Consider the following 12,241-nt stretch of genomic DNA (forward strand, 5'->3'; position numbering starts at 1 on the left):
GACAGATAGATAGGACAGATTAACCTGATTGCTTTCGCCATGGGCCTATTTTATGGATAACCCAGCTCGTTATCAACGTTGGTGGCGCTATATCATCGGTTTTCTACTGGGGATATTGCTGGTGTTTGCCAGTGCCTACCCAGTAGCCGCACAGCAGCCGCAGCCGCAGCCCATTACCTGGCAGGACCTGCAGCCTGAAACCACCCGGTTGCAGAATCCCTATGGGCATTTATCTATCGACCAGGCCTACGAGTTATCGATGTTGGTACGTCTTCAACTCTGGTTGGATCAAAATGAGACCTACCCAGAGGAGTTGGAGACCGAGGAAGTACAGCGACTGAGGCAAGACCTTGAGGAACAAGGGTTAGATGTTGATAAACTCCTCACCCAGGTGGATCAGGCTCAAGCATATTGGCAAGAAAAGTCCCAATCTACCAATACTGTTTTAGAAGAGCAGTCAGTCAATCTGTCAGGCTATGTTTTACCGCTTACTTGGGACCAGGAACAGCGGGTTACCCAGTTTCTGTTGGTTCCCTATGTGGGAGCTTGCATTCATGTACCCCCACCCCCACCCAATCAGATTGTCTATGTAAACCCTCCGGTTGCCATTGCGGCCCCTGGCTTGTTTGCACCTGTTTCGGTAACTGGCCAACTCCGACGACAACCTGCCAGCTATGACTTGTTTCGTGTTGATGGCTCGCGGGCGGTTGATGTCAGTTATGCCCTGACCCCCACAGACATCGCCTTGAATCAGACCGACTCTGTGAATCCTCACCCCCCTCAGGTGGTGATACCCGCTGGGCCAATTTGGAAAACATTGCCAGTCAGGGTGTCTGCTATTTTGACGCAAGCTATGGGCAATTTGCATAGCCAGCGTTCAACCGGAGCGTTTCTGTTGGGACTGCTGATGGCGTTTAGTTATGGCGTGCTGCATACCCTCGGCCCAGGCCATGGTAAAGCCGTGATTATTTCCTATTTTGTGGGTAAAGGCGGCAGCTTACGACGGGGAATCACGATGGGTGTGCGCATTGCCGTATTCCATGTGTTGTCGGCCATTATTGTGGTGGTGCTTACGGATACCATTGTGCGTCAGACAGGGGGCGGTACATCTGAGAACTATCAGATCGTGCAGTTAATCAGCTATGGCGCGATCGCAATAATTGGTGCCTGGCTACTCTGGCAATCGTTGCCAGCTGCAAGGAAGTCTCACCCGGTGACCCCTGAGGTTGTCTTATCGCCACCCCTGACCCACCAGGTTTTAGCAACGCCGCCGCCCCAGGCTAAACAAACGAAGGCAAGGCTGTGTAATTGTTTTACGTGTAATGATCGTGAAGGGGGCGGCTGGCTTTCCCTGGCGGTGGGGGCAGTACCCTGTAGTGGAGCCCTGCTGGTGTTGCTCTACGGTCTGGCCAACAATCTATTGTGGCCCAGTGTAGCCATGGTGCTGGCGATTTCGGCAGGTATGGCCATCACCCTAGCCTGGATTGGCACTATGGCCATTATGGGACGACAATATGCTGATCGTCGTCTGGGAAAAAGACGACAACAGTTCACCCTGTGGCTCAGGGTATTAGGCGCAAGCTGCGTGATGTTGCTGGGGCTAGGCTTATTTGGTGTAACCCTTGCATCTAGTAGTGTATTAGCCACACTCTAATGAGCCCAGAACAGCTAGCTGCCTGGGCCCACTGAAGTTATATTACAGCCGCAAATGCCTACATGGAGGTCTGTTGCTGTCCCCATAGACAGCGAGCACAGCTGCAAGTTAGTGCATCTGTAATTGGGTTGGAGTCTGCTTGTACTAGATTAGTGAGTCCATCCTCAACAGTGTGCTCTGTAGGTTGGCTGGCTACGGCAGGCTGAGTTACTGATAGGGCTAAAGCTAAGGAACCTGAGCATCCAAGTGCCGTTAGTATATTGCGCTGATTAAGCATAGGAATTGCGATCGCATCCATCTCCCACATCATATATAACCACCCAAACCCTGGCAATGCGTAACAGTTCCTAATTTGCGAGCATACCCTTTAATACCGAATTTGTAACGTTACCCTGGCATTGACGGTTTGTTCTCCGCCTTCTACGGGGGTGCTACTATGGGCAGCGGCTTCATCAGCTAATCTGGCTTGAGCTGCATAGGGTATGGGTTTGGGAGGAACCGCATTATTAACCTGAATGCTGACAATCTCTCCGGCACTTAGATTAAGGCTCTCCAGTACTGCATTTGCCTGAGCTTGGGCATCGGCTGTGGCCTCTTGCAGAGCGGTATCGCGGGCACTGTCGATGGCATTGTCTTCGGCAATAAAGCTAACGTTGTTGATCTGATTGGCTCCAGCGGAAATCGCATTATCCAACAATGGGCCAACTGCATCTGTTGGCATTTCAAAACTAACGGTATTAGAGCCGTTGTATCCTGTAATCCGTGGGCGGCTACTTTCATAGTCATACTGTGGATTTAGCCGGATACCGGTGGTCTGGAGTTGTTCAACATTGTTCGATTTTAATAGCTCAATCACGGCGGATGAGCGTTGGGCTATCTCTTGTTGCACAGCCTCTGCAGTATTCCCTTGTGCTGTAACTCCAAGCTGGACCTGGGCTAGGGTGGCTGGAATGCTTTCATTACCTTCACCGGTAACGGTTAATACTCGCAACAAGGGTTCCTGCGCGTTAGCGGGGGAAATTGTTGCTGTATTGATCAAACCTAGGGCCAGGGCTGTGGCCCCTAGTACTAAACCTGCTGATGGCAAAATCCATCGTTGTAATGTGATCATTGGTTCTATATCCCCTTTTCACGTTTGTGGAAGCACCTTTCTAATGTGTCATGGGAAAATGCTTTTGTTAGCTTTGTTACGGTTTCCGTAACCTAGTGATCGATGGGGGTGGAATGGATGTCACGGGGGCAATGCCAACCACATGGATACATGATATGTGTGGATGCGATCGCGATTGATGGGTTGCGATTGTAAGATTATGGGTTATCATCCCCCATAGGGGATAAAATGCCCTAATTAAATTCTTCTTCCCGCTCAGCTGGGCGACGTCGAAGCTATGCCGCGTACTAAAAGATCAGACACCAGCCTCAATCTCTCTGCTAAAACCTACTGGCCTAAAACGACTGAGGTAGTCAGTTTAGAATTTGTCCTTAAGCCTGTGGCTAATAGCGATCTCTATGCTCAATATACCATTGGGCTCCATGCTTGGTTGCTTCATCAGATACAAGGTATTGACCCGGAGCTATCTGCCTATATGCATGATGGTGAATCAGAAAAGCCGTTTAGCCTCACTGGATTAGATGGACAGTTTATTCCCCAAAGTCAATCGTTGCAGCTACAAAAAAATAAACGTTATCGTTGGCGCGTTAGTTCTCTCTGTAAACCTGTCACTCAGGGACTCGTTACCTGGCTGCGACAATTGCCTAACGAGATTGTCCTAAAAAATACACCCCTGATCATAGAATCGGTTAATTTGGCACAGCCGCCCACTACCTATGCCAAACTTTTGCGGCAAGGGCAAATGGGAGAAGGCAGTGTTAGCCTTAGCTTCCATAGCCCTACCAGTTTTCGGCGTAAGGGCCATCATTTACCCTTACCCTGGCCTCCCAATGTATTCCATAGTTATCTACGTCGTTGGAATCATTTTGCTAAAAAGCCTGTTAATCAGGATGACTTTCTCGACTGGGTTGATACCTATGTGATTCTGACCCAACATCAGATAGCTACAGAAAAAGTAGCTGTCGGCAGACGGGGCTCTGTAACCGGGTTTACCGGTGCTGTGACCTATGCGCTTGACCGACGCGGTATCACTGAACGACCTTTTGTGGCTATGTTTTATGCTCTGACTCAGTTGGCTCCTTATTGTGGCACAGGTCATAAAACTACTTTTGGTTTAGGGGAAACTCAGTTGGGGTGGCATACGGCCCAGGCATCACCCCAGGTGCCGACTCAGCAGCGATTGCTGGCTGAACGTATGGATGAGTTGACGGAGATATTTCTCTCTACTAAAAAACGTCAGGGTGGTCGTCGTGCCATTGATACGGCTGAGACGTGGGCGACGATTCTGGCGCGTCGGGAGATGGGGGATTCGTTGCAGGAGATTGCGGATGATATGGAGTTGGCTTATGAGACGGCGAAGACGTATTCGAAGTTGGCGCGTCGGGTGATGCGGGAGTTGGGGGAGATGGAGTGATGGGTGGGTTGATTGTGACTCCAGGTGGTTGGAGGAAAAACTATAAAAGCTTTTATGTTTCAATCCCCGTGAGAGGCTACGGTGTATACATAAGTCGGAGAGTGGTTCTAAGTATCGAGCCCTCATCCCCCAACCCCTTACTCCCTGGGGGAGAAGGGGGGGCTGACCTCAAAGTCCTTCGCCCCCAGGGAGAAGGATTTAGGATGAGGGCCAATTCAAGGTCAGGTCTATCTTTTGGGACATTATCTTCTAGATGTGTATACACCGTAGCTTACCAAGGGAGGGATTAAGGTGGTAGTTCAGGATTTTGAACCTCAGTCTGAGATGTGTGTACACAGTAGCCCGTGAGGGGAAGTGGTTGATTGTGACCAATAATTTTAATGGTGGCTCTGGACAGCGCTGTGTTTCAATCCCCGTGAGGGGAAGTGGTTGATTGTGACGATTCAGGCCACTGAAGCAAGTGGAGGCGATGTTCAGGTTTCAATCCCCGTGAGGGGAAGTGGTTGATTGTGACCTGAAGGTGCTTGAGTTGCTGTACTCGCAACACTCAGGTTTCAATCCCCGTGAGGGGAAGTGGTTGATTGTGACTGTTGAAGGTAGTCGAGCCGGTAAGCAAAGATGGCGTTTCAATCCCCGTGAGGGGAAGTGGTTGATTGTGACTGCAGCCCATTGAAACGTTAGCTGCAGTTAGTTTTCAAGGTACATTTGCGCGAATCTATGATAGACCAGCCTTGGTCGATTGCCTGAGAGATAAAACTGTGTCTTGTCTTGTATGGCTGGCGATAGGGCACATTGGCAGCGGCCAGCGCTGGTGTCCAATGCCGCTTTCTAAGCCCATAAGGGAAAGTAGCAATGCCATCCTTTCTTACGTTGTTGAGGTTGACTGCACCTCCGGTAATTTTGCACCGCAACGTCGACAGTAAACGGCGTCGCTTTCATGGCCTGACAACCCACAGTGTTCACACCTCATGGCATTGACGGTTTGAATCCGGTTAATGTTTTGAATCAAACTACCAACCTGAGTCGGGATGAGAGTAATCCCTGTCAAAATCATCATGACTGTAAGGGTACGTCCAGCGTCAGAGACGGGGGTAACATCGCCGTAGCCCACAGTGGTCATGGTGACAACAGCAAAGTACATCGCATCCAAAAACGTGCCAAAGACGTTGGGTTTAACGGGATGCTCTACCTGATAAATAGCACCCGAATAAATAAAAATAATAGAAACCAGGGTAAACACAATGCGGGCAATGATCAGCCCCTCACGCCCTAGCCAGCGTTCTTCTTCTAGAAATCGAGCCAGTTTGAGCACACGTAACCAGCGGATTAGCCGCAGCAAGCGCATGTCAAAAAAACCAACTAAAATTGGCAAAATTGCCACCAAATCCACAATCGCGTAGGGGTTAACGATATAGCGTAGCGGTCGCTCAGCCGCCCAGAGGCGCACACCGTATTCCAGCACGAAAATAGCCAGAATAAGCCAGTCAAGGTACGTTAAGGCCACACCCACAGTCGTGGGTAAGGGATAGGTTTCAACGATAAACAGTCCGGCTGAAATCAGGATTAGGGTTGCGATCGCAATATTCACCCCCAGCCCCAGTTTCGTCTCTGCCTCCTCCAGCTCGGATCTTATGCGTAGTTTCAGCGATTCGACTGGGCCTCCCATTGCAGATAAAAAAACTATCGATTAAAGAAAAGTCATTCTACAGTTTCATACGTCATGACTATAAACCCAAGCCTCATATCATTCAGTAGCAGAAGAACTCTAGTGGATAAACGGTGACACCACTTAAGAGATTTCTTTTAAGAGATTCCTTTAAGTAGCCAAGAAAACCTTGTCTATGAGATACAGCTGCCCAATAGTTTTGCAGTGAAATCAAAGACTTACGTTGGTATTTTTCTGTCAATGCTATAGGTTAGGGTAATTCGTTGAAGTACAAATAACCTGCCATGGCTGACAAGCTATTCACGGTGGGCGATCGCGTCACGGTCACCACCCCACCTCCCTATCTCAAAACCGCTGCCTCCATGCCCATGTTGCGCCCCCCCGATCTAGTCAATCTGGGGGAAGAAGGCATTGTCCTTGAACAAAAACTGGGCGGTTATTGGGCCGTTAAATTTGAGAGAGGCTCTTTTCTAATTGATGGCCGCTACATCGACCGTGTTACTACCTAAACAAAACTACACGACGCATGCGAAGTGGCCATTGTCCATCAAAAACGAATTCCACAGACCCGCAAACCCAAGTAGCCATTAGGCTTAACCCAATTGACCCAAGACCAATCCACAGGTTTTTAAATTTTCTACTCGAACTTGGAAAACATCTGTTATATTAAATAACTGTGTTCGAGATAATTTTCTCAACGCGGGTTGCTAGCTCAGCGGTAGAGCACTCGGCTTTTAACCGATTGGTCCTGGGTTCGAATCCCAGGCGACCCATATTGTAAAGCTCGTTTTAAACTTGTTTTGATTTGAACTAATTTGGTTAGGCCTAAAGGGCCTGATGGGAAGGTTTCTAGATTTTTATTGACAAAGGAATTGTCAAAGTTACCGATTCCACAGAGCCATTATTATGGATGCTGCTATCCTTAATGAAATACTCAGGTTTCAGAAACAACTCGTCATAAGTTCGGGGTTGTGACCTAATATTGATGAGTAGGGATACCTATTCGACCCTTTAATTGAAGCTGCCAAAACGGCGAAAAGTACTAGGAGGATTATATGGCGCTTGTACCTATGCGGCTCTTGCTGGATCACGCCGCTGAGAACGGCTACGGCATTCCCGCTTACAACGTAAACAACATGGAGCAGATCCTGGCAATTATGCAGGCTGCTGATGAGACTGATAGTCCTGTAATTTTGCAGGCTTCCCGCGGTGCCCGTAAGTACGCTGGTGAGAACTTCTTGCGCCATCTTGTTTTGGCGGCTATCGAGACGTATCCTCACATTCCGGTGGTTATGCACCAAGACCACGGTAATAGCCCTGCAACTTGCTACTCTGCAATCCGCAATGGCTTTACTAGTGTGATGATGGACGGCTCCCTTGAAGCTGATGCCAAGACTCCCGCTAGCTTTGAGTACAACGTTAACGTAACTGCTGAAGTGGTTAAGGTTGCTCACTCCATTGGTGCCAGTGTTGAAGGAGAACTAGGTTGCCTGGGCTCCCTAGAGACTGGTCAAGGTGAAGCTGAAGATGGTCACGGTTTTGAAGGTACTCTTAGCCATGACCAGCTCCTGACTGACCCTGACGAGGCTGTACAGTTTGTAGAAGCGACTCAGGTTGATGCCCTGGCTGTTGCCATTGGTACTAGCCACGGTGCTTACAAATTTACCCGTAAGCCCACTGGCGAAATCCTAGCCATCAGTCGCATTGAAGAAATTCATAAGCGTCTGCCCAACACTCACCTGGTAATGCATGGTTCTTCCTCCGTTCCCCAGAAGTGGTTGGACATGATTAACGCCCATGGCGGTAGCATTCCTGAAACTTACGGTGTACCTGTTGAAGAAATCCAGAAGGGTATCAAGAGCGGTGTTCGTAAGGTGAACATTGATACTGACAACCGTCTGGCTATCACAGCTGCTATCCGCGAAGCTGCGATGAAGGATCCTGCCAATTTTGATCCTCGCCACTTCCTCAAGCCTTCCATTAAGTACATGAAGCAAGTGTGCTCTGATCGCTACACTGCATTCGGTACTGCTGGTAATGCTTCTAAGATCAAGCAGGCTGGTGTTGAAATCTTCGCTGCTAAGTACGAAGCGGGTGAACTTAACGCTAAGGTTGCTGTTGCTGTTTAAGTTTCAGCACGCGTTAGTTTAACTGAAGTCGTTAACAAAGCTAAGTAAAAGGGGGATGGCCACAGCCATCCCCCCTTTTTTTATTGGCTGAGAAAGTTTTTAGCGGTTAAACCACCCCTGAGCCCCTTGTATGTTGAGAGAAGGAAGCGGAAAGAACTCGGTTGGTGTTTCAAAATTGGAACAGTGCTGGAAAAACATCAAGCCTTCTTTGCTACCCAGTACTTACTCATAAAGTGGTTGGACATCTCTACACTTTGGAATCCTGCAGACTCCAGACGAGCCTCAATATTATCCGTGCTGTACTGACGGTAGTAGGGCTCGTGGAAAATAGTAGGGAAGTTTTCCATCATAGGTGCAAACTCAGGGGCATCGAGTTTTTGGATCGAGTCGCAAATGATAAATACCCCGCCAGGCTTCGTAACGCGGTAGCACTCATTAATCACGGTCTGGCGCACCTCGGCAGGCAATTCATGGAATAAGAAGACGCTGACCGTGGCCTCAAAGTAATTGTCCAGATAAGGCAGCGCTTCAGCATTCGCCTGAATGAGTTGAGGCAGCGTGCCTGGCTCCTTACTCAGCAGCTCATTAGCTTTACGTAAATAAGTAGGAGATAAATCCACACCATAGAGTGATGTTTGGGGTAGAGTATCCCGAATCATCTTGAGGGTACGCCCGGTACCGCAGGCAACATCCAATACTTTTGGATTACCCGCCAAATTATCGATATGACGCTTCAACGGAGCCAGGATGCGCCGCCGCATTGGATCGGCTGAGCCGTTGAACAAGAGCTCTACCTGGAGGTCATACAGATTAGCCGACATCTCACTCAGATAACCATCGGTTTGATGGTGAAAATTTTGCACATAGTAGCTGGGATAGCCTTCAGTGCTAATCTCGGAGTCAAATTCTTGATACTGCTTATTTTTTGAACGGTCCCATGCACTGGGCGTATCCAAAACCACCATGGGGTAATACTTAAAAAAGTCATCCCAGGGATTATCAAACAGCAAACTTTTGGGATATACCCCAGATTCTGCATCCTGCCAATCAACTTCAGTCAGGTCATCTAGTCGCCGCTTTAGAAGCGCCAATGTGGATGCGGGAAGTTCAGATCTGCTAGTCGTTTCCACTGGAGAAACTACATCGCGTAGACGATTGAGCACAGTTTTGTGGGTGTAACCAAAGGCTTGTTTACCCTGCTGAAAGGTTTGGTAAACGAATTTCGTCAATGTATCTGGCATAATTCTGATCGAACAACAGGGGAAAAGGTGCTTAAGTGATGGGCCAGAAAACTCAAATGAGATAGCGTGCTGTCAATGATTAGTGGGGATGGTCCCCTAACCTAGTCACCAACCCGCCATCCCACAAGCTCCGATAGTTTATTGTAGAAAGCCTTACAAATAAAGGTATGCGGAACCTTATTTAATTTAGAACTGGCCACAAAATATTGGTATATTAATCATTGTAAAAGTTTATGAGAACGTAGGCAGCGCGAAAAGAAGATTTGCGTTGTCATGACTGCCAGTAAGCTGCGTTAGTATGGATAGGTTCTAAAAAACCGACCCTAGAGGACTCCTTAATGAAGCGTCTGGCAATCGATACCACTCAGATGATGCGCCGTACTGAAGACCTAATTAGTGCAGCATCAAACCGCTATCGCATCACTGTTCAAGTGGCCAATCGCGCCCAGCGTCGTCGTTTCGAAGAGTTTGACAACATCGATGAGTCTCGCATGAAGCCTGTGCTGCGCGCTATCGTTGAAATGTCAGATGAGCTGACTCAGCCCGAAATTATTGGCGAATAAAGCACTGAAGAAACTGGTTTACTACACCGATAAACCAGTTTTATTCGGTATATACAACTAGAACTAGCAGATATCTTTCTTTTATTTATTACTAATCGCACTAATGCTCAGCGGTATGGGTAAGCAGCTCAAATTTTTATTCCTGGCCACTTTAGCCACCCTAATGGTCTTAGCTGGCAGCATTTTACAGGTGGGTGAGCCTCTGATGGCGGCTCAGACTCCACAGACTAACTGCCAAGTCGTCGCTTGCGCGACCACTAAGCTAGCAGACCAGCTTTACGGTAAATATCCCGATATTCCCCGAGCAACGGCGGAGAACACCACGCTATTAAGTCGCTTTATTGACTACCATCTCGATACTCAAGCTCGACCAGCTCAGTATCACCTTGATTGGGAGTTATCCATGGCTGACTATCTTGATGCCCCTTATCATCGAGGTGGCTCCAAGGTATCTGTCGTCACGAGTGCTGACAAGCAGGCGATGCAGACCCTAAGTCGTCAGCAAAGACATGAGCTTGTCCGTAGTTTGGAGCAACTTTTCAATCAGTAATGACTGCATTGCTCAGGGAAGGTAAGGGTTGGCGATTAGGTTGGGATGACGATCGCGCTAATTTTAAGGCCTTAGTTGGCGGTGAGCATTGGGCCATGGAGCTGACGCAGTCTGAGTTCGAATCCCTGCGTCGTATAGCCCAACAGTTAGCAGCCACGATGACGTCTATGGCCACCGAGCTGATGCCTGATGAGCACATAACCTGTGAACAAGAAACTCCTCAGCTTTGGATGGAAGCCGAGGGGTTTCATCATACCTATGGCTTGCGCTTTATATTACTCAATGGGCGTGGTGGAGAAGGGGCATGGCCCCCTAATATTGTTCCAGAGGTTTTAGCCGAATTAGACCGTATCAACGTATTTTGATATGGACATCGACCGATTGCTTTACACTGGGCAAATGTATGGTAAATCTCTGCAACATTGAAAGTTTTCATTGGGATTAACCGGGCATGATGCTCTAGTGATCAGGGTGTAAAAACGATATGAAAAAACTAAAGGTCGTTAGCGATACTCAATTCAAACTTCGTCCTGGTCTATCTACCGATCTGGCAAGGCAGGAGAAAGTATTCGTTGCCAATGGTACAGAGTTTGATCTGGCTACGCTAGACGTTACGCGGGATGGTCACTATAAGGTGGCTCTGGTCGAACCCTTGGGGCCAGCGAGTAAAAAAGACTGGTATGTGTATAAACCTGATGCGCGGGTTTATGACACTAATGTCAAGCTGACGGTGATGAGCGATACCTTGTTTAAGCAGCGTCCTGTATTGTCAAATCAGCTGAGCGATCGCGAAAAGGTGTTTGTTCCTAATGGCACAGAGTATTACCTACAGTCCCATTTACCAGCGGAAGGGCAGCACATTAGAGTTGCGATCGCAAATGCATTCCTGGGTCCCGAAAATCGGACAACATGGTACGTCTACAAACCAGATGTGCGCATTGTGGGCGACACCATTACCCTAACGGTCACTAGTGATACCCTGTTTAAAACATCGCCCCAGATGTCGTCTAAGCTCAGCAACCAGGATAAAGTATTTGTTAAAAACACAACTGAATTAGAGCTAATCAGCCATGAGCTAGCCCCATCGAACCATGTCAAAGTTGAGCTGGCAGAACCCAGTTTTAACAATCGCCCTGAACTAATTTGGTACGCCTATAAACCCGACATTGAAATTGAGGGCAACGAAAAAGATAACCAGCCCAAAAATGAAACACCACGGCCAAAGCCCAGTGGTCCCTACATTAAACTGCCCGGGTTTCAAGGCAACTTCTATTTATCAAACCCCATTATTCCCAACGGCCACTTCACCTGGGGAGAAGCCACCCATGGTGGCAGTCGTATTCCAGTCAATCGCAATGTAGTGTACGGCATTATTCGCATTGCCCGTGTGATGGAAGAGGTCCGCGATCGCTTGGGAGGGCGTCCCATTACCATCAACTCCTGGTACCGTGATCCAGTCACTAATCGTCGTGTGGGCGGCGCTAGCCGATCACGCCATCTATCCGGTGATGCCGTTGATTTTGTGGCCTCCGGTATTCATCCTTATGATGTTTACGATCGACTTAACCGTTGGTGGGGATCTAAAGGTGGTTTAGCCAGCGCTACTGTGTTTACCCACATTGATACTCGGGGTTACTATGCCCGTTGGAGCTATGGATTTTAGTGGGTATTGGCTCAAACAGAGCTTAACCCAACACCAGAAAAGCCGCCTTTATTAAAGTGTCCCAGTACACCATATTTGGTGTACCTATAACCTGACCGTATGCTATGCTAGTCAAGCGTTAAAAACGCATCGGGGCGTAGCGCAGCTTGGTAGCGCACTACTTTGGGGTAGTAGGGGTCGTGGGTTCAAATCCCGCCGCTCCGATTAATGAAAACCGCTGGTATCAGCGGTTTTTGTGTTTTTAAAGCCA

Annotated in this window: 12 protein-coding genes and 2 tRNA genes; 10 read left to right on the forward strand and 4 right to left on the reverse strand. The window is 48.4% G+C overall.

Going from position 1 to position 12,241, the window contains the following annotated elements; all coding sequences use genetic code 11:
• Nucleotides 1-52: 52 nt before the first annotated feature.
• Nucleotides 53-1,654, forward strand: a complete 1,602-nt coding sequence (locus DXZ20_RS11595; RefSeq protein WP_163698306.1) for a HoxN/HupN/NixA family nickel/cobalt transporter — start codon at nt 53-55, stop codon at nt 1,652-1,654.
• A 58-nt stretch (nt 1,655-1,712) separates the two neighbouring features.
• Here the strand turns inward: DXZ20_RS11595 and DXZ20_RS11600 are convergent, their stop codons facing one another.
• Together DXZ20_RS11600 and DXZ20_RS11605 are read right to left on the reverse strand one after the other, a co-directional pair.
• The gene (locus DXZ20_RS11600; protein WP_163662126.1) at nt 1,713-1,964 is read right to left on the reverse strand and encodes a hypothetical protein; all 252 of its coding nucleotides are present in this window, start codon (nt 1,962-1,964) and stop codon (nt 1,713-1,715) included.
• 57 nt (nt 1,965-2,021) lie between these two features.
• Nucleotides 2,022-2,765 carry an SIMPL domain-containing protein gene (locus DXZ20_RS11605; protein WP_163698308.1) on the reverse strand — a complete coding sequence of 248 codons (744 nt, stop codon included), beginning with the start codon at nt 2,763-2,765 and terminating at the stop codon, nt 2,022-2,024.
• Between the two features lie 277 nt (nt 2,766-3,042).
• On the opposite strand from DXZ20_RS11605, the gene cas6 reads away from it, so the two are divergent.
• Nucleotides 3,043-4,179 (forward strand): CRISPR-associated endoribonuclease Cas6, encoded by a 1,137-nt coding sequence (gene cas6, locus DXZ20_RS11610; protein ID WP_163698310.1) that lies wholly within the window; start codon nt 3,043-3,045, stop codon nt 4,177-4,179.
• An 865-nt stretch (nt 4,180-5,044) separates the two neighbouring features.
• On the opposite strand, the gene DXZ20_RS11615 is transcribed toward cas6, so the two are convergent.
• Nucleotides 5,045-5,845 (reverse strand): ion transporter, encoded by an 801-nt coding sequence (locus tag DXZ20_RS11615; RefSeq protein ID WP_163698312.1) that lies wholly within the window; start codon nt 5,843-5,845, stop codon nt 5,045-5,047.
• A 284-nt stretch (nt 5,846-6,129) separates the two neighbouring features.
• Here DXZ20_RS11615 and sipA point away from each other — a divergent pair, with 284 nt between their 5' ends.
• The 3 genes from sipA (at nt 6,130) to fba (ending at nt 7,974) form a co-directional block, all read left to right on the forward strand.
• Nucleotides 6,130-6,354, forward strand: a complete 225-nt coding sequence (gene sipA, locus DXZ20_RS11620) for a regulatory protein SipA (protein ID WP_006516028.1) — start codon at nt 6,130-6,132, stop codon at nt 6,352-6,354.
• Nucleotides 6,355-6,546: 192 nt separating this feature from the next.
• Nucleotides 6,547-6,618: transfer RNA gene (locus tag DXZ20_RS11625), tRNA-Lys, on the forward strand.
• A 282-nt stretch (nt 6,619-6,900) separates the two neighbouring features.
• Nucleotides 6,901-7,974, forward strand: coding sequence for a class II fructose-bisphosphate aldolase (gene fba / locus DXZ20_RS11630; protein WP_163659084.1), 1,074 nt, complete (start codon nt 6,901-6,903; stop codon nt 7,972-7,974).
• 197 nt (nt 7,975-8,171) lie between these two features.
• Here the strand turns inward: fba and DXZ20_RS11635 are convergent, their stop codons facing one another.
• Entirely contained in the window at nt 8,172-9,215 is a 1,044-nt protein-coding gene (locus DXZ20_RS11635) for a class I SAM-dependent methyltransferase (protein WP_163698314.1), read from the reverse strand.
• Nucleotides 9,216-9,553: 338 nt separating this feature from the next.
• Here DXZ20_RS11635 and DXZ20_RS11640 point away from each other — a divergent pair, with 338 nt between their 5' ends.
• The 5 genes from DXZ20_RS11640 (at nt 9,554) to DXZ20_RS11660 (ending at nt 12,195) form a co-directional block, all read left to right on the forward strand.
• A complete protein-coding gene (locus tag DXZ20_RS11640; protein WP_006516025.1) occupies nt 9,554-9,778 on the forward strand; it encodes a DNA-directed RNA polymerase subunit omega in 225 nt (74 codons plus the stop codon).
• 103 nt (nt 9,779-9,881) lie between these two features.
• Nucleotides 9,882-10,328, forward strand: coding sequence for a hypothetical protein (locus tag DXZ20_RS11645; RefSeq protein ID WP_163698316.1), 447 nt, complete (start codon nt 9,882-9,884; stop codon nt 10,326-10,328).
• Nucleotides 10,328-10,693 carry a DUF1818 family protein gene (locus DXZ20_RS11650; RefSeq protein WP_163659081.1) on the forward strand — a complete coding sequence of 122 codons (366 nt, stop codon included), beginning with the start codon at nt 10,328-10,330 and terminating at the stop codon, nt 10,691-10,693. Before DXZ20_RS11645 ends, DXZ20_RS11650 begins: the two co-directional genes overlap by 1 nt.
• A 119-nt stretch (nt 10,694-10,812) precedes the next feature.
• Nucleotides 10,813-11,991, forward strand: coding sequence for a D-Ala-D-Ala carboxypeptidase family metallohydrolase (locus DXZ20_RS11655; protein ID WP_163698318.1), 1,179 nt, complete (start codon nt 10,813-10,815; stop codon nt 11,989-11,991).
• A gap of 130 nt (nt 11,992-12,121) precedes the next feature.
• A tRNA-Pro gene (locus DXZ20_RS11660) sits at nt 12,122-12,195 on the forward strand.
• Nucleotides 12,196-12,241: the final 46 nt, after the last annotated feature.

This window comes from Adonisia turfae CCMR0081 (assembly GCF_011009555.1).
GTDB lineage: Bacteria > Cyanobacteriota > Cyanobacteriia > Phormidesmidales > Phormidesmidaceae > Leptothoe > Leptothoe turfae.